Raw genomic sequence first — 17,201 nt, 5'->3', positions numbered from 1 at the left:
GGGTCTTACTCGCCGATGATTGTGGTGCTGCCATGCCTGAATGTGACGACTTGGTAGTCTAGCTCACAGAACAAAGCGTCGCCGGCTGAGGTGCTTGCCAGTAGTTGTATCAGATATTGGCCATCAGAGGTCGGCTGAAGCCTTACAACGTTAATGCGATCGGGGAGAGGTGCATCTCCGAGCGCATCGATCTGTGCAAGGTCGCAGGCCATCCATAGGTCATCGAGCCCGGCGGAACGTGCGGTTGGTGCGCTGGCAACCAGCATCGCCGCAGCAATGATCATTTCTCTCATTCGTATCTCCTAGGACAGAGTTGTGGCTGGATCTGCCGTCATCGGCGCGCTGCGCGTCAACCTGGGCATCGACACGGCGGCCTTCACCAAAGGCCTCGATGGCGCCAGCAAGTCGCTCGCCTCGGCCGGCAAGAGCATGCAGTCGGTCGGCGCGAAGATGTCGATCGGCATCACCGCGCCGGTCGTCGCGTTCGGCGCGTCGATCGTGAAGACCGCCGGCGACTTCGAAGCGGCCATGAACAACGTCGGCGCGGTCACCAGTGCCTCGGGCGACCAGATGGCGGCGCTGGCGGACCAGGCGAAGCTGCTCGGCCGCACGACACAGTTCTCGGCATCCCAGGCGGCGGACGCGATGGGCTTCCTCGGCATGGCGGGCTTCAGCGCCGAGCAGATCATGGCCGCGCTGCCGGGGACGCTCCAGCTCGCCGCGGCGGCGCAGATGGACCTCGCCAGTTCGGCCGATATCGTCTCGAACGTCATGTCGGGATACGCGCTCGAGGCGAAGGACCTCGGCCGCATCAACGACGTCCTGGTGAAGACGTTTACGCGCACGAACACGGATCTCCGCCAGCTCGGCGAGGCGATGAAGTACGCCGGTCCCGTGGCGAGCTCGGCGGGCATCTCGTTCGAGGAGGCGGCGGCCGCGCTCGGCCTCATGGGCAATGCCGGCATCCAGGCGTCCATGGCCGGCACGTCGCTCAAGGGGGCGATCTCGCGGGTCCTGACGCCGACGAAGACGGTGTCGAAGGCCATGGCGAAGGCCGGCCTCAACTTCACCGATGCACAGGGCCGCCTGATCGGGCTCGACGAGATCATCCGCCAGCTCGAACCGCACGCCGATGACGCCGGCCTCTTCATGCAGCTGTTCGGCCAGCGCGCCGGACCGGCCATGGCAGCCCTCGTCTCGCAAGGGTCGGACGCCCTCGTCGGGCTGACGGACGAGCTCGAGAACAGCGGCGGGACGGCGGAGCGGATCGCCAACGCGCAGATGAAGGGGTTCAACGGCGCCATGAAGTCGCTGATCTCGGCCTTCGAGGGGCTGAAACTGGCGATCGCCGACTCCGGTCTCCTCGATTGGGCGACACAGGCGGTGCAGGCGTTGACCGGCTTCATCCAGACGCTCGGCGAGACCAACCCCGCGATCCTGAAGTGGGGGACGATCCTGGCCGGTGTGGCGGCCGCGCTCGGCCCCGTCGTCATGGCGATCGGCGCCGTCGCCCTTGCACTCAGCGCCATCAGCCTGCCCGTCGCCGGCGGCATTGCGGCGGTCGTCGGCCTGGGGGGCGCGTTCCTGGCGTTCGGCGATCAGATCTCCGCGGCTCTCGGCCGGGTGTGGACCTGGCTGAAGCAGACCTTCGGCCCGCCGCTCGAGGAGCTCACCCATGCCGCGGGCAACGTCCTGCGCGCGCTCGGCGAGCTCTTCGAGACCGTGTTCGGGGGCGACACGGGCGATGTCATGTCGGGGATGTCCGAGGCGCTGGGGGATCTGTGGCGCAACGTCTCCGGGATCGTCCGGGACGGTGCGGTGAAGCTGCTCGTCAACCTCATCCGGGGGCTCGCGCTCGTTCTGCGCGGCACGGAGACCGTCGTGCGGACGCTGGTCCAGCTCTTCCAGGGCGACTTCAAGGGCGCGTTCGACACGATCGGCACCGCGGCGAGCGAGCTCAAGGACACGATCTTCAACGCCTTCGCGGAGATGGGCGCCACCGTCGGCGCGGCGATTGCCGAGGTCGCGTCGACGATCTGGAACGGCCTGCAGGCTATCCCGTCACAGGTCCGCCAGATCGGCGTCGATATCGTCAACGGTCTGGCGAACGGGATCCTGTCGCGCAAGGCCTACCTGATGAGCACCGTCACTGGGCTCGCGCTTCTCATCCCGTACCTGTTCCGCAAGGAGACCAGGACGCAGTCGCCCTCGCAGGTGATGCACGAGGTCGGCGCCGACATCATGGCCGGGCTCGAACGGGGGATGGAGGCCGGCGAGGGCGGGGTGGTCGAGACCGTCAAACGGATCGCCTCATCGGTGATCGGTGCGTTCAGCGGGATCGGCGATGGAGGTCTGGCGGACAAGCTGTCGTCGGCGTGGTCCTCGATCAAAGGGGCGATGTCCCGATCTGCTTCCGTTGATGTGGCGTCCGGCGTTGGTCTCGACGCGGCGTCGGGTGCCGGCTCGCTCGATGCCGCCGCTGTCAGCGTGCGCAGCTTCCTCGCCGCGGTCTCCGAGCTGTCGGCATCGGAGGTGCTTCAAGGCGTGCGGGCCGGTGTCGACGGGCTGATGGCCGCGATCACCGGGTTCGGCTCGTCGGTGCTGGGCGTCGCCGAGATCGTCCGCGTCGAGTTCCTGACGGCGCTGGCTGGTGTCGGAGAGGCGGCAGCATCTGTTCGTGATGGTCTGGTGAATGCCTTCGTCCAGATGGTCGAGCCGGTCCGCGCCGCGGTCGGGCAGATCGCGGCCGCCGTGATGCAGGCGTTCGCCGAGCTGCCGGCGCGCATGGTCGAGGTCGGCCGGCAGATCGTCCAGGGACTGATCGACGGCGTCCGGTCGATGGCCGCGTCGGCCGTCGAGACCGTCCGCTCGGTCGGCTCGAGCATGTACAACGCGGTCACGGGCTACTTCGACATCCGCTCGCCGTCGCAGCTCATGCACGACGTCGGCATCAACGTCATGGCGGGCCTGCAGAACGGCCTGCAGGCGGGTCAAGTGGGCGTCGTCGGAGCGGCCCAGCAGACCGCGGCACAGGTCCAGCAAGCCATCGCCATGGTGCAGGGAGCCGGCGATCCGTGGGCTGGACTGAAGACGTCGACCGATGCCGCCACTGGCAGCCTGCAGAGCATGGAGAACGTCGGCCAGTCGCTCGGCTCGACGATCGGCGGCGCCTTCAAGAGCCTCATCGACGGGTCGAAGTCCGTGAAAGAGGTGCTCGCGGACCTTCTCGGCAAGCTCGCCGACATGTTCTTCAACCAGGGCTTCCAGGCGATCGTCGGTGCGTTCGGCGGCACCGGGACGAACGGGAGCGGCGGCTTCCTGTCCGGGCTGCTGGGTGGCCTCGCCAACGCCTTCAAGGGGATCGCGGGCTTTGCCGCCGGCGGGGTCATGGAGTTCGGCGGCGGCAACAACTCCATGGACAGCCATCTCGCCGCCTTCCGCGTCTCCGCGGGCGAGAAGGTGAAGGTGACGCGTGGCGACGAAGAGGCGCGGGCTGGCGCCGGGTCGGTCGGCGTGACCGTCAATGTCGAGGGCGCCAACGGCGATCAGCACGTCATCAATCTCGTCAAGCAGGGTGTGCAGGTCGGGATGCAGCAACTCAGCAAGCAGCTCGAGGGGCCGGCACTCCTGGAGCGCATCGACAGCGCCCAGCTGCGGTTCCAGACCTGATGGACTTCTCCGCCGCCATCGCCGCACAGCTCGCCGGCGACGTCGTCCGCGTGGACGCCCTCGTCGAGTTCCAGTTCGCCTCGGAGACCATCCGGCTGTGGAACGGCTTCGGGCAGCTCACGACGTCGGACGCCAAGACCTGGGAAGGGCTGTCGGGGCTCGGCTCCATCAGCGGGATCGACCAGTCGATCAACGGGTCGGCGCCGACGCAGACGTTCACCGTCTCCGGGGTGGACTCGCGCTTTGCCGCGCGGGCCAAGGGAGCGCAGGCGGAGTATTACCGGCAGCCGGTGCTGACCTACCTGCAGTTCTTCGACGAGGACTGGCAGACGCTCGACGCGCCGTTCGCCGTCGCCTTCCGGCAGATGGACACCATCAAGGCGCGCCGGGAGATGACAGACGACGGGCCGGTGTTCACGGTGTCCGTGGCCGCGGAGACGCCGTTCATCACCCGGCGCCGGCCGCCGAACGGCTACTTCACCGACCGGCACCAGAAGCTCATCGACCCGACCGATCTGGGGCTCGCGTACACCGCTGGCATCGACGGCAAGTCGATCCTCTTCCCGGACTGGTAGCATGCCGCCCGAACTCGTCCCTTTCCTGCGCTGGCTTGCACGGGAACCGTTCGCCTGGGGCCAGCTCGACTGCCTCCTCGCGCTCGGCTCGTGGTGGGAGGCGCTGCACGGCGTCGATCCGGCGGCGCATCTGCGCGGGACCTATCACGACGAGAGATCCTGCGCGGCGGTCCTCGCCGCCCACGGCCACGCGCCGCGTATCGTCGCCGGCATCGCCCGGAACGTCGGCGCGCCCCTGACCCGGGAACCGCCCCGCCCGGGCGACGCCGCGGTGCTGCGCTTTCCCGGCACCTGGTACGGCGCCATCCGCACGCCGTCCGGTCGGTGGGCGATCAAGAGCGGGGAGGGCCTCCTCGTGACGCGGGCCGGCCGCCCTGTGGCCGTCTGGAGAACGACCTGATGCCGCAGCTGCTCCTGACGGCCGTGGCGGCGCTCGGCGTCCCCGGTCTGGTGACGTCCGCCGGCGGGTTGACGGCGCTCGGCGGCGTCATCTCCGCGGGGCTCGGCATCGGTCTCAACTTCGCCGCCCAGCTCCTGCTGGCGCCGAAGCCGAACCGGCCCAAGCCGCAGGACGTCAAGAACGTGGTGCGCGCGTCGGTGACGGCCCGGTCGCGGCACTATGGCCGCGGCCGGTGGGGCGGGTCCCTCGCCTTCATCGAGACCTACAGCGGCGACCTCTACCAGATCGTCTGCTTCGGGCACGGCCGCGTCGACGCCTTCGAGACGTTCTACGTCGACGACCGTCCCGTGACCCTCGACACCAACGGCTGGGCGACCGACGATCCGTACAAGGGCAACAGCGTGCGGATCGACTGGCGCTTCGGCACCGAGCTGCAGACGGCCTACGAGATCATGCTGTCGGATCTGCCCGAGGGCGTGTGGACGGCGGACCATCGGATCGCGAGCGTCGCGCACGCCCTCATCGTGGCGAACGCGGTCAGCCAGGGGCGGTTCAACAACGTCTATCCGAACAGGATCCCGACGCTGAACGTCGTCGGCCGCGGCGCCCGCGTCTACGATCCCCGTATCCCGGGCAACGCCTGGTCGGCGAACCTCGCACTCTGCCTGCGGGACTATCTCGTCTACGAGTACGGCGGCCGGATCGACCCAGCGCGGGTCCACATGGGGTCGTTCTCGACGGCGGCCGACATCTGCGACGAGGCCGTCCCGGTGAAGGCCGGCGGCACGATCCCCCGCTACCACGGCGCGCTGTCCTACAGCTTCGAGGAGGAGCCGCGGTCGGTGCTGGAGCGATTCCTCGCGGCGATGGACGGGCGGACCTACCTGGCGCCCGACGGGCGGATCGCCCTCCTCGTCGGCAAATGGGCGGCGCCGACGATCACCATCACCGACGGGCACGTCATCGACTACGACATCGAGGACGGCTCCGGCGCGCACCGCTCCGCCAACGAGATCATGGTGAAGTACACCCAGATCGAGGCGAACTACTCGGAGACGACGGCCGACGCCTGGCGCGACGAAGCCTCGATCGCCGCCTACGGGATCATGTCGAGCTCGCCCGAGCTCTACGAGATCCAGCACCACAACCACGCCCGCCGCATCGCCAAAATCCTCGCGCACCGCGCGAACCCGCGGTGGACCGGTACCATCCGCACGACCCTGTTCGGCATGCAGTGCATCGATCAGCGGTGGATCTCCCTGCAGCTCGCCGACCTCGACATCGACGAGACGTTCGAGATCATGAGCTTCGCGCTCGATTTGCGGACGATGACGGTGATGCTCACGGTCCAGAGCTTCTCGTCCGACGCCTACGACTTCGACGCGGCGACGGAGGAGGGCGATGCTCCGGCGGTGCCGGACAGCATCGAGGCGGCCGCCCTGCCGGCGCCGGCGTCCGTGTCTCTCACCAGCGACACGCGGACCGTGTCGTCGGTGACCTACACCGACACGGACACCGTCTGGAACAACGGCGAGGAATCGAACAACACGACGACGAACAACGTCACCGAGACGGTCTCCGCGGTGACCTTGCAGATCACCGTCGCCGCTCCGCCGTCGTCGGCGCTGGAGGCCCGGGCGCAGTACCGCGTCGAGCCGGGCGGCGCCTGGCGGTCCGTGACCCTGACCGACGACGACGGGCCGCCCTACGGCGAGGTGTCCGGCGTCGCGCGCGGGCAGACCTATCGTGCCCGGGCCCGGTACGTGTCGGCCGGCAAGGAAGGCACCTGGGTCACCTCGTCGACCGTCTCCACCTAGAGGACTCCCGTCATGACCATCACGTGGCCGGCCGCGCTGGTGCCGCAGCGATGCGTGCCGGCCTTGCGCAACTTCGCGCTGTCCGGCGGGCGAGCGCTGACCGGCCGCCAGCAGCGCACGTTCTTCGACGCCGGCTTCTGGACGGTGCGATACGACGGCATCGTCGTGAAGGACCGCGAGACGGCCAACACCTACCAGGCGACCCTCGCGCGGCTGCGGCAGGGCGAGGACGTCAATCTCCCGATCCCGAACCTCTATCCGCCGGACGGCGTGACGACGCCGGGCAACGGCCTGACGCTGAGGCAGGCGCACACGCTGCGGACCACGACGCTCGACATGATGAGCGTCGAGGTCACCGTCACCGCCGGCACGTACCTTTGCATCGATCAGTGGATCTACCAGGTCACCGACGTCACCCTGGCGCCGGCGCCGGGCGGCACCGGCCGCTACATCGTGGGCATCCTGCCGCCGCTGCGGCTCGCCTATCCCGAGGCCAAGACGGTCAAGCCGCGCATCCTCACGCTGCGGTGCGTGCTCGACGACCTCAAGGCCGGCGACCTCGACTACGACCGCAGCGGCGTCGCGTTCCCGTCCCTCACCTTCATCGAGCAGGCGCCCTGATGACCGCGCGATACGACCTCGAGGTCTTTGCCGGCACCGACGAGACCGTCGTCTTCGAGCTCGTCACCGTCGACCAGGCCGCGCTCGACGTCGCCGGCTCCACCTTTACCGCCCGGATCCTCGCGGTTGGCGAGCTGGTCGGGGAGGCGACCCTCACCCCGGCCGAGGCGGACGGCGCGACGGTGCTGGCGTGGAGGATCGACCGGGAGACAACAGCGGCTCTCGCCGAGCGGTCAATGCTCGCCCAGCGGATCGCCTACCGCATCGACCGCGAGACCGAGGATGGCCGCCTTCGCACCTACGCCCACGGCGCCGTCAACGCGACGTCGCCCGGCGCCAGCCATCCAAGCCGAGCCATGCACGACACCGTCGTACGCGACAAACCCGCAGTCGTTCGCCTGACGATCGACGTCGAATAGCCGAGGCCCCCTGCCATGCAAGTCGTTCAGCAGAACATCGAACTCTACCGGGACAATGACCGGAGTATCGTTTTCGAGCTCCAGGACGGCGCCGGCGATCCGTACGACGCGACGGGCGTGACCTTCCACGCCTCGGTGTTCACCAAGCCGGACCGCCGAGACGCGAGCCGCATTTTGCTCCGACAGTTGGTCGCTGCTGCGGGGCCGACCACCGAGATCGCGTGGGAGGTGTCGGCCGATCGATCGATCATGTTCGCCACCCAGGAGACGCTCTACTACCGCCTCGACCGCATGCGCTCCGACGGCAAGCGCAAGACGTGGGTCGCCGGTGCACTGCGCCTGCTCAGCGCGCCATCGCCGATGGGAGACGAAACGGCCTTCGTGCTCCAGGTCAACGATGGCGACGAGGTCACCGTGCTCGCGGTCAATGACACGTCCGGCGCCCGCCTGGCGGCCGAGCTGGCACGTGACCAGGCGCAGGCCGCCAAGCTGGCCGCCGAGAATGCAAGAGACGTGGCGCTCGGGACCGAAGTCGGCACGTTGTCGCTTCGCGTTGACGACCTTGAATCGGAGACCTCGGATCTCAGCGACATCCGTGGCAGCGTCGCCACGTCCGCCATGTTCGCCTTGGCGAACGTCGCCGGCACCGGTGAGGCATACACCGCCGATACCGTGGAAACGTCGGCGACGGCCCCGTCGATCGTCGTCTTCACCCCGCACGCAACAAACACGCTGGCGGGTCCAACCCTGTCGGTGAATGGCGGACCGGCCTATCCGATCGGAGAGTCCGGTTCGGACCTTCTGGGTGTCGGACGGCTCCTCGCCGGATATCCGTATATCCTTCGGCGCGTCGGCGGCGCCTGGCGGTTGCTGACCGACAAATGGTTGAAGAACCAGATCGATGCGGAAGCGACTGCGCGTGGTGCAGGGGACGCCGATCTGCTGGCCCGCATGGTCGCACGAACGGACTACGCCGACACTGCTGCATTCCTGGCGGATACGGCGGACCGGGCCTTCGGCTACGTCGCCGGTGCGCTGTTCCAGAACCGGGGTGGCGTTGCCACGCAGCTGACGCTGGATGCTCTCGGACGGCTTCGGAACAATCGGATCCTGGTGCTGCAGGATATTTCCGGCACCGGGGCCGCCTATACGGCAACGCACCCCGACGGTTCGTTTGCCGATGACGACGACCGTGTCGCCATCTTCACCCCGCACGCAACGAACACGCTGGCGGGCCCAACCCTGTCTGTAAATGGTGGTCCGGCCTTTCCGATCGGTGAGTCCGGTTCGGACCTTCTGGGGGTCGGACGGCTCCTCGCCGGATATCCGTATGTCCTTCGCCGCGTTGGCGGCGCCTGGCGGTTGTTGACCGACAAATGGTTGAAGAACCAGATCGATGCGGAAGCGGCTGCGCGAAATCAAGCCTTGGCCGTTGCCGAGGACAACGCCGTCCAACAGGCCCGGTGGGACGCGATTTCCCGAGGGCAGTGGCTCAACAATCTGAACGAGGGCGGACGGGACGATGCTCCCATCCTCGTCCTCAATCCGGCCGATGGTGCCGAATACTGGATCGCCACCAGCGGCGATCTGGATCAGATCATCACCGTTTCCAACGACCAGTTCATCGATGCGCGGCACCTGAAGAGCGGGGCAGCGCGGCCGGTGACGATCCAGACCTATGGGGCGAGTTCCGCATCGGTGATCGTCGATGGGGCCAGTCATCTCGTCAACGCCAACTCGCTCGTGCAGCTCTATCGCTCGGCGCAAGGCAACTACTATTTCCAGGCGATCCACGGGAGCGTGACACTGGACGGAGGGTCCCCAGCTCCGACGTGCGACTACACCCTGATCACCGCAGGGGAGGCGTTGGCGCAACGCTTTACCAACGGAGCCAGCCTTTACGGTTTCCAGTTCGGGTGGCGCGACTTGGCAGGCACCGAGGAGACCAAGTTCTGGTTTGTGAACGGCGCCAACAGCCGGTCCGGACTTGTGCCATTCGCCAATGCGGCAAATTACTGGTGGGACCCTGTCAACGACGCGCCTGGTCCGAGCGCTCTGGCCTGGAAGGCGGCACTCGACGCCATTCCGGTCGATCAGTCTGCGCCGGCCGCCATCCTCTGGATCTTCGGGCAGACCGACACCGGCGCGATCGGCGGTGCACCAACCATGTCGCTCGCCGCATACAAGTCGACGCTGCTGAAAGTGCTGGAATGGATGCAGGATCAGATCGATCCGCTCGCCCCGACGCCGGTCATTCTCTCGCCGGTCGGGGCATGGGACGATCCGAACGACACCGGCGCCCAAGCGGTTCGCTGGGTCGAGCTGGAGCTGATTGCCGAAAATGCAGCCTTCCACCTGGGACCGGCGTACTTCGATCTCCCCCGCGGATGGCAGGACATTCATCTGAGCAAGGCTGGCCAACGCCTGTTCGGTTGCCGGATGGCGGCGGTGCTCGACAACGTTCTCAACGCCGGCTCGAACACGACCGGCCCGGAAGTGGTCGGGATCGAAGAGCTGGACGCAGGGAAGAAGTTTCGGCTCACCATCTCGGGCGGCGAATTCACCCGGCCGCTCGATCCGGAGGGCTTTGCTCTCTATCAGTCCGGGAATGACCCGACGGTCCACGCGACGCTCAATGTCGTCTCGGCCGTTTGGGAGGACGCTGGCGGCGGGAGCTACACGCTGACCTTGGAATGCGGGAATCCCCAGCCGGGCGCCACCGTGACATTTCCGGCGGGCGCCTGCACCTGGGCTCGGCGGGGGCGATGGCCGATGGCCGTGAACCATTCCCCGCAGGCGCACGGCTACGGCAATCTGTGGCCCTTGAAGCCCTTCAAATCCGGCGCGTTCTGAACGGCCTCTCCGGCCGACATCCCGGCACATAGCGCAATGGCTCCGTCGTAGGACGGGGCCCATCATGCGTGGAGAAACGAATGTTCCCTGCGTCGACCGTCATCAGCGTCTATCGCAACAATGATCAAGTCATCGTCTTTCGAGTTTCCGGGCTGGGTGAGCACCCCTACGATCTGGAGGGCGGAGCATTCTGGGCATCGGTCTACTCCGGCGAAACTCCGATCCACAAAACGCGTCTCGACGGTGAGGATTATGCTGCCTACACGCTATTTGCGTGGGCGATCGATCGGTACACGACGGTCGATCTCGCCCGCGTCAGAGGAAACCTCGCGTTCCGTCTGACCAAGATCGCGGCCAATGGCGAGGAGACGACCTTCCTCACCGGGGCGTTCCGCGTGCTGTCCCACCCCGATCCGAAGGACGGTGAGACGACCTACGATATAACGGTTTCGGATCAGGATACCGCCGTCAACGTCGTGGTCGGCGATGCATCCGGCGATGCCCTCCAGGCCCGCGTGGATCGGATAGCCGCGCAGGCCGCCGCGGCGCAGGCACAGGTGGCGGCCGACGCTGTGACCGGGGCGCAGGACGCTCTCGCGCTCGCCGCAACGTCGGTCCAGCCGGACCGATCGATCATCGCTGGAGAGGGGCTTGCTGAAGGCGGAACCCTGCTCAGCGACGTGACTCTGGCGCTGTCGGAAGCATCGCTTGCGTCTCTCGCCAAAGCCGACTCTGCGATCCCGCGGACCCGGAAGTTCAGCGCCGGCGATGGCCTCACCGGGGGCGGTGATGGCACGTCGGACCTAACATTCTCGCTCGACGACGCATCGCAGGCGGCGCTTGTCCTGGCACAACGGTCACGGCAGGCGGTGGCGTCTCGCGCGGCCATCGCTGGTCTCAGCATCCCGGCCGGTATCGACAAACTGAGCGTCGGCGGGTGGGCGACGGAAGGGGACACGCCGACCGTCGACTACGCCTACGCCGCACTGGAACCCATGCACGATGCGAAGGCCAGAAGCTCCAACGGGCGCTGGTTCGGGGCCGAAGCCGGAAAGACCGTATTCCAGACGGTCGCACTGTTCTTCGCGGCGACCGATCCCTTGGGCACTGCGTGGAAGGCGGCGCCCGGCCATATCGTGGAAGCTGAAGGTCTGCAGTTCCGGAACTCTCCCGGCGCGTTGGCGATCGCCGCCGCACCGGGATGGGTGCCGAATGGCCCCGCCACGCCGGCGCACTGGGGCGGCTCCGGGGCGGCGCAGATCGCTGCAGCGCAAGCCTATGCCGCGTCCGTCGGGACGGGACCGGCGAAGTTCGATGGCAACCTGACGCTCGATCAGAACTACTGGTACGCGCTCCCGGGCGGAAACATCGCAACGGATGGGGTCGGAGAGCTCGTCGGTGCGACGGGGTTCGGTGGCCCCAATTTCTTCAAGCTGATCGACTCGGCGCCGGCAGCCAGCTGGATAAACTTCCACGGTCGGGTCTTCGACTACGAGAAGGTTCTACCGTTTCGCCGCGGCCTGCGGATCACGGGCGCCGACACGCTCGGCAATGTCCCCAATCCCGGCCCGGACTATCTGGGCTACTATGGCGGGTTCGAGACCTCGCTGGAGCACGACGTGGTGCTCAACGAAAGCGGCTACAACGGTGATGCCGGTGAACCCGGCCGCACGAATTACAGCATGTACCGTCCCTGTCTCTATCAGGAGGGTGCCGGCGACGCGGTCGTCTATAGACCCCTCGTCCGGGTCGGAGACGGATCCGGGACCGGCGCGGCCGCCGTCGACAAACCGTCCGGCGCCGTCTACGGGGGCACGATCTACGCCGCCTCGGACTACATTCGGCTCACGTACGGCGAGTTCCATTTCGAAGACCAGGGGCGTGACGTCAGCGTCGAGGGTCCCAATTTCGTCTTCGAGCGGAACAACGCCGCCGAGGAGAACGAGTGCTCGTGGTCGGGCTTTCGCATGTACTCGGCTGGATCCGAGGCGGTCAACATCGGGTTCTACTTCGCAGGTCGTTGGAAATCCGGCATCGACTTTTCGAACTGTCTGCTCACCAATGGCGTCGCCGTTGCACTGAAAAAAGACCAGTACATCGACCTCAACGGCACCCATTCTCGATGGCCGAACCGGAACACCTACAGGGATCAGCTGCCGAGCGGATGGAAGTTCGGCTACACAGCGTCGGAGGACGCCATCGAGGTGTACGCCGACGGCGCCGCCGTAGCCCGGTTCGGCACCGACAAGGTGATCTTCCGCAAAGGTGCCGACAATCCTGAGATCGTGGGCATTCAAGGCGCCGTCGCGACCGACGAGTTGACCTTCGGTCGCTCCGGAACCGACGCAGTCGTGCGCGCCGCGGCCGGCGGGACGGACGATGCAAACCTGACCGTCCACACGACATTGGCCGGCGTCACGGAGGCCGCGTTTACGGTCGACGGCGCCGGGAACCTCAACCTCCACAAAGACGGCGCGCGGCTCGAGATGCGGGACCGACCGGTCCTCATTTGCGATGACGGCGATCCCGAAGGCGTCGTGTCTGCGACCGTCGGAGCGATCTATCTCCGGACGGATGGCGGCGTGGGGGCGACCATCTACGTCAAAGAGACCGGCGGTAGCGGAAGCACAGGGTGGGCGGCGAAATAGTTCGCCGCCCACGACGACACCAGCACAGAGAGAACACCATGGACCCGAATCAGGTCTTCATCGACCGGATCTGCCTAGCGCTCGGCCGTCAGACCTACCTTGCGGAACGTGCGCGCTTTGACGCCGAGATGCTCAACTCGGAGCGCGGGCAGCTCCTCGCAGAAATCGACCGGCTAAAGGCTGACGCCAACACGCCGGACCATAAGGCGTCGGCGGCGAAGCCGTCTGAGGCGAAGTCCCGGACTGCAGAAGGAGCTTCGAAAGGCGCAGATGGAGCAACCTGAGCTGCGCTCGCCGCGGGCCAGTACGTTCACGACGAGTCGGGCTACGACTTTGACATTTACTGGCCACTGATGCCGGTCGCGGTCCGCCGCGTTCCGAGAAGCTCCGAGCGAGCGCTCGTCAGCCTCAGAGAACCTCGACCGCGGATTGCAAGGCGCGTCTCACGGCCGCTCGTGCGACCACCTCGATGTCCGACTCCGACGGCGAGTCCGGAACTGCGATAGGCGCGGTGACGGTGATGTGGGTCGCATTGAGCTTCTGTTCAGCAAAGCCGATAGAGGCGCGATGACCAATCAGGTCAACGTTAAGGTGAACTATTCGCATGGATCGCCCTGCAAGCCTTCTTGTCGTTGAAACAATCGGTCGAGTTTAAGCACTGATCTAGACTCCATTCCACAGCTCCTGGTGGAACGTCGGTCTTTCTTTGACGCCGTCGGCTCTGTGCTTCGGCAGTAAACCTCACTCCCTTCTGAAGTGCCGCCCGCCCGGGCGGCTTTTTTGTGCCTGGAGGAACCATGGCAGCAATCGAACGAGCCCCCTGGCTCGACTATCTCATCGACCACATCGGCCTGAAGGAAATCCCCGGGCCTGAGAACAACCCGCTGATCGTCGCGTGGGGTCAGCAGTCCGGCATCGACTGGTGGAACAACGACGACGACGCCTGGTGCGCCGTCGCCGTTAACGGCGCGCTCGTCAACGCTGGGTACCCGTCGACCCGGTCGGCGCTCGCCCGGTCCTTCTGCAAGTACGGGACTCGCCTGTCCCGGCCTGTACGCGGCGCCATCGTCGTGTTCCCGCGTGGGACCAACCCGCTCTTCGGGCACGTCGGGATCGTCGATGAGGTCCGATCCGATGGGACGATCGTCGTCGTCAACGGCAACGTCAGCAACATGGTGCGCCGCTCGACGTTCCGCATCTCGAGTATCCTGCCGGACGGCATTCGTTGGCCGCCGGGCGCGCCCATGGACGGCCAGGTCGCTGCCATCCCGACCACGGTCGAGCTCGGTGAGCGCATCCTCGAGCGCGGCATGTCCGGAGACGACGTCGAGGACCTGCAGGTCGGTCTTGCCGCACTGGGTCATATAGGCGGCGCGGACGAGGTCGACGGGATCTTCGGGCCGAACACAGAAGACGCCGTGCGAGCCTTCCAGCGGTCCATCGGCCTGACGATCGACGGCCTCGCCGGGCCGGCGACGCTCTCCGCGCTGGATCGGGCCGTGCAGGGCGCGGCCAACAAGGTCAAGGCCAGGGAGGCGGCGAAGGCAGCGGCGAAGCCGGCGGCGGCCACGGCTGGAGGGCTCGGCGCCGTGGGCGGAGTGGCGGCCACGGCGGCGGCGGTCTCCAGCGCGGCGCGCGACGTCGGCGGACTGTGGGACGGGACGGCTCTCGGGCTGGGCTTTGTCGCCATCATCGTCGCCGGCGGACTGGGCTTCCTCGCCTACCGGTACTTCACCAGCAAAGCGGCCGATGAGGCGGCGGCATGATGGCGGCCATCGCTTGGCTTGTCGTGCGGCCGAGGCTCGTCTTCGCCGGCGCTGTGGTGTTGGTGGCGGTCGTGATCCTCGGCGGCACCTACTTCGCCGGCCGCGACGAAGGGGCGCGTTCGGTCACCGACGCGATTGAACGCCAGGACGCTCGGGCCGAAGCCGAGGCCGATGGCGCGCGTCGTGACGTCCGCCAGTGCGCAGACAGGGGAGGGGTCTGGGATGTGGCGACTGGCACTTGCGAGTAGCGCTGCACTTGCACTCGCCGGCTGCGCGACGAGTTATCCGGCGACGCGGCACGGGGAGTGCCGTCTCCTCGAGCCGGCGCCCTACGCGATCCGCGCGGATACCCGTGTCGGCCAGGCTTGGATCGACGGCACCATCGAAACCGGGGTCCGGGCGTGCGGGCATCCGCGGCCGCCGCGGGCAGCGGCACCGCTCGATCCTGACGCCCTCCGTCTCAAACGAGGATCCTGATGACGGATGATGACGCCCAGGAGCTGTCACAGCGCGTCGACGCGATCCATACCGATCATATCGAGCTGAAGGCGCGTGTGGTCGGGATCGATGAGCGCCTGTCCGGTTACATCGAATCGCGGTCGAAGCAGATCGAGGAGGAGGAGGAACGACGCGACGAAGAGCGAGCGGACCGCAAAGCCATGTGGTTCTGGGCCAAGATCGCCGGCGGGGTCGCCAGCGTCGTCCTCACAGTCATCGTCGGATCGCTCGCCACCAGCACCGTCGCCATCATTCGCGGTCTGACTAAGATCGAGCTGCACGACAAGGAGATCGCGAAGAACTCTGCCAATGTCGATGTCATGCGGCAGGTGTTGGGAGACATGCGGCCTGATCTGGCGACCATCAAGGCTGAGGTCCGGTCCACCGGAGAACGGGTTCGGCGCATCGAGGCGCAGCAGGATCGGCGATAGCTGTCGCACTTTTGCGTCAACACCGGACTTCGAGAAATACGATTCACATATGAATACAACAACGCCCGAAGCGACGTTACTCGAGATGTGAAAAAAGTATTTCAGTGCGTTAGCCATCAGGTGAGTCTAACATTCGCCCCCTTACCGTCAGGCGAATCGCGTCCAATATGGTCTTCCCTTCGGTCTCTAGTGTTCTTATTTTCTGAATATCGAGTTTTGATCCGTTGTGTTCTCGAAAAAATTCATATTCATCCATGGCTGCGTCGATGATACCTTGTAGTTTATAAAATTCGGTCAGAAGCTCGTCGCTTATAAAAATACCGCCCAATCGAAGTGCATCACGAAAATCGATCGACGCTAACTGAGCCGTATTTTTTCGGTGATATATTTCGCCTCATTGTATTCCTTGCCAGGATTTTCAGAATTCAAAATTTTATTTTTTAGGTATTCGTGGAGATTTTCTGTATTAAGGTAATTTTTAAGTTCATTCGGATCCATTTTCGTGATATCTGCTCGCCTCTTGATTGGACTTGTAAAATGTAAAGCCGATCGATATGCCTCCCAAGCTTTGCTCCACGCCTCGGATAGAACATCGAATTCTCGGGTTTTAAAACGAACGGCCCGGTCCATCAAAGAGTTTATTTCAAATCGTAGTTTCTCGATTTCTTTGGTGTTGTTGTGTTTGTAGTATTCAAGCTCCTTTTCGAACTTAGATGATATCCATTTATCGCCAAGCCACCTAAAGAGAGTGAATGCGGTACCCACCGCGACCGTAACTGTTAGGCCTAGCTGACCTAATACCGAAAATACATCATTCACAGTTCCACTCTCGGGTTTAATTCTGACATTTTGGCGTGTGCATGTGCAGCAATCAATGCTAAATGAAGGTTTATTCATCCATAAGCTTTATTTAAATCCGGTGGGGAGTCGTGGGTTCTGCAGCCATAATGCCACCTCCAAGCCTAAGGTTCAAACTTCGCACCGTTGCTGCCAAGGGTCTGAATTCACAACCGATAGCTGAAGGTGGCGACGAGGCAGGGGGCGGACGTGAAGTTGACTGCCAAGCGGTCGTAGCGGGTTGGGGCGTGGGACTAGCCCGCAAGACGGCCGATTATAGGCGCGATGGCGTTACGGTCGCGGTAGGAGAAGGGCGAGAAGCAGCTCTTCCAGCGCGGGCTGGACTTCGACGGGATTTTCGGGAAGGCGGCGCGAGCCTCGACAGCGCGGCGGATGGCGTTGGTGCCGCGACCTTGTCGGCGTGAGCGACACAGTCGTACCGCATCTCCTGCGGATGAATCTTGGGGATCGGCGCCGGATTCTTGATGGCCGCGAAACCCTTCGTCTGGAAGCGCCGCTTCCACTCGTAGAAGCTGGAGCGGTCGAGGCCGCGCTGGCGACACGCCTAGGCGACGTTCCCAAGCCCCTTCGCGAGTTCCAACATGCTCAGAGGCCGTCTCGAAAGTGGCTCCGAGGGGTGGATGGCCGGTGGCCAAACATGATTCCC

General features: G+C 65.4%; 14 protein-coding genes and 1 pseudogene. 12 read left to right on the top strand and 3 right to left on the bottom strand.

Annotated elements, in window-relative coordinates:
- Positions 1–5: 5 nt before the first annotated feature.
- On the bottom strand, positions 6–293 hold the full coding sequence (locus DLJ53_RS21885; protein ID WP_111349256.1) for a hypothetical protein: 288 nt from the start codon (positions 291–293) through the stop codon (positions 6–8).
- Positions 294–315: 22 nt separating this feature from the next.
- Here DLJ53_RS21885 and DLJ53_RS21880 point away from each other — a divergent pair, with 22 nt between their 5' ends.
- The 12 genes from DLJ53_RS21880 to DLJ53_RS21825 all read left to right on the top strand — a co-directional run bounded on the left by DLJ53_RS21880 (position 316) and on the right by DLJ53_RS21825 (position 15,697).
- A complete protein-coding gene (locus tag DLJ53_RS21880) occupies positions 316–3,669 on the top strand; it encodes a phage tail tape measure protein (RefSeq protein ID WP_111349255.1) in 3,354 nt (1,117 codons plus the stop codon).
- Positions 3,669–4,244, top strand: a complete 576-nt coding sequence (locus DLJ53_RS21875; RefSeq protein WP_111349253.1) for a hypothetical protein — start codon at positions 3,669–3,671, stop codon at positions 4,242–4,244. Before DLJ53_RS21880 ends, DLJ53_RS21875 begins: the two co-directional genes overlap by 1 nt.
- A gap of 1 nt (position 4,245) precedes the next feature.
- Positions 4,246–4,644, top strand: coding sequence for a DUF6950 family protein (locus DLJ53_RS21870; RefSeq protein ID WP_111349251.1), 399 nt, complete (start codon positions 4,246–4,248; stop codon positions 4,642–4,644).
- The gene (locus tag DLJ53_RS21865) at positions 4,644–6,461 is read left to right on the top strand and encodes a phage tail protein (protein WP_111349250.1); all 1,818 of its coding nucleotides are present in this window, start codon (positions 4,644–4,646) and stop codon (positions 6,459–6,461) included. Before DLJ53_RS21870 ends, DLJ53_RS21865 begins: the two co-directional genes overlap by 1 nt.
- 12 nt (positions 6,462–6,473) lie before the next feature.
- The gene (locus DLJ53_RS21860) at positions 6,474–7,082 is read left to right on the top strand and encodes a hypothetical protein (protein ID WP_111349248.1); all 609 of its coding nucleotides are present in this window, start codon (positions 6,474–6,476) and stop codon (positions 7,080–7,082) included.
- Positions 7,082–7,501: a hypothetical protein gene (locus DLJ53_RS21855; RefSeq protein ID WP_111349247.1), complete on the top strand. Its 420-nt coding sequence runs from the start codon at positions 7,082–7,084 to the stop codon at positions 7,499–7,501. Before DLJ53_RS21860 ends, DLJ53_RS21855 begins: the two co-directional genes overlap by 1 nt.
- Before the next feature lie 15 nt (positions 7,502–7,516).
- Complete coding sequence (locus tag DLJ53_RS21850) at positions 7,517–10,354, top strand: hypothetical protein (protein ID WP_111349245.1); 2,838 nt, start codon at positions 7,517–7,519, stop codon at positions 10,352–10,354.
- Positions 10,355–10,434: 80 nt separating this feature from the next.
- Complete coding sequence (locus tag DLJ53_RS21845; RefSeq protein WP_111349243.1) at positions 10,435–13,002, top strand: hypothetical protein; 2,568 nt, start codon at positions 10,435–10,437, stop codon at positions 13,000–13,002.
- Between the two features lie 38 nt (positions 13,003–13,040).
- Complete coding sequence (locus DLJ53_RS21840) at positions 13,041–13,286, top strand: hypothetical protein (RefSeq protein ID WP_111349242.1); 246 nt, start codon at positions 13,041–13,043, stop codon at positions 13,284–13,286.
- A gap of 513 nt (positions 13,287–13,799) precedes the next feature.
- Complete coding sequence (locus DLJ53_RS21835) at positions 13,800–14,768, top strand: C40 family peptidase (RefSeq protein ID WP_111349240.1); 969 nt, start codon at positions 13,800–13,802, stop codon at positions 14,766–14,768.
- Entirely contained in the window at positions 14,765–15,016 is a 252-nt protein-coding gene (locus DLJ53_RS21830) for a hypothetical protein (RefSeq protein WP_111349238.1), read from the top strand. The genes DLJ53_RS21835 and DLJ53_RS21830 overlap by 4 nt, the downstream gene beginning before the upstream one ends.
- A gap of 228 nt (positions 15,017–15,244) precedes the next feature.
- Entirely contained in the window at positions 15,245–15,697 is a 453-nt protein-coding gene (locus DLJ53_RS21825) for a hypothetical protein (RefSeq protein ID WP_111349237.1), read from the top strand.
- 357 nt (positions 15,698–16,054) lie between these two features.
- Here the strand turns inward: DLJ53_RS21825 and DLJ53_RS34835 are convergent, their stop codons facing one another.
- Both DLJ53_RS34835 and DLJ53_RS21820 read right to left on the bottom strand, forming a co-directional pair.
- Entirely contained in the window at positions 16,055–16,516 is a 462-nt protein-coding gene (locus DLJ53_RS34835; RefSeq protein ID WP_146620059.1) for a hypothetical protein, read from the bottom strand.
- A 462-nt stretch (positions 16,517–16,978) separates the two neighbouring features.
- Positions 16,979–17,144: pseudogene (locus DLJ53_RS21820) on the bottom strand (helix-turn-helix domain-containing protein); the annotation flags it as partial.
- Positions 17,145–17,201 lie beyond the last annotated feature (57 nt).

The organism is Acuticoccus sediminis, assembly GCF_003258595.1.
Taxonomy (GTDB): Bacteria; Pseudomonadota; Alphaproteobacteria; order Rhizobiales; family Amorphaceae; genus Acuticoccus; species Acuticoccus sediminis.
The sequence above is the reverse complement of the archived record's forward strand: the minus strand, read 5'-3'. Positions and strand labels throughout refer to the sequence as shown.

Bases quoted from the DNA above. Each gene is read 5' to 3' on its own strand.
- DLJ53_RS21830 (WP_111349238.1), top strand. From the start codon at position 14,765: ATGATGGCGGCCATCGCTTGGCTTGTCGTGCGGCCGAGGCTCGTCTTC.
- DLJ53_RS21855 (WP_111349247.1), top strand. From the start codon at position 7,082: ATGACCGCGCGATACGACCTCGAGGTCTTTGCCGGCACCGACGAGACC.
- DLJ53_RS21875 (WP_111349253.1), top strand. From the start codon at position 3,669: ATGGACTTCTCCGCCGCCATCGCCGCACAGCTCGCCGGCGACGTCGTC.
- DLJ53_RS21850 (WP_111349245.1), top strand. From the start codon at position 7,517: ATGCAAGTCGTTCAGCAGAACATCGAACTCTACCGGGACAATGACCGG.
- DLJ53_RS21825 (WP_111349237.1), top strand. From the start codon at position 15,245: ATGACGGATGATGACGCCCAGGAGCTGTCACAGCGCGTCGACGCGATC.
- DLJ53_RS21845 (WP_111349243.1), top strand. From the start codon at position 10,435: ATGTTCCCTGCGTCGACCGTCATCAGCGTCTATCGCAACAATGATCAA.
- DLJ53_RS21865 (WP_111349250.1), top strand. From the start codon at position 4,644: ATGCCGCAGCTGCTCCTGACGGCCGTGGCGGCGCTCGGCGTCCCCGGT.
- DLJ53_RS21885 (WP_111349256.1), bottom strand. From the start codon at position 293: ATGAGAGAAATGATCATTGCTGCGGCGATGCTGGTTGCCAGCGCACCA.
- DLJ53_RS21870 (WP_111349251.1), top strand. From the start codon at position 4,246: ATGCCGCCCGAACTCGTCCCTTTCCTGCGCTGGCTTGCACGGGAACCG.
- DLJ53_RS21840 (WP_111349242.1), top strand. From the start codon at position 13,041: ATGGACCCGAATCAGGTCTTCATCGACCGGATCTGCCTAGCGCTCGGC.
- DLJ53_RS21860 (WP_111349248.1), top strand. From the start codon at position 6,474: ATGACCATCACGTGGCCGGCCGCGCTGGTGCCGCAGCGATGCGTGCCG.
- DLJ53_RS21835 (WP_111349240.1), top strand. From the start codon at position 13,800: ATGGCAGCAATCGAACGAGCCCCCTGGCTCGACTATCTCATCGACCAC.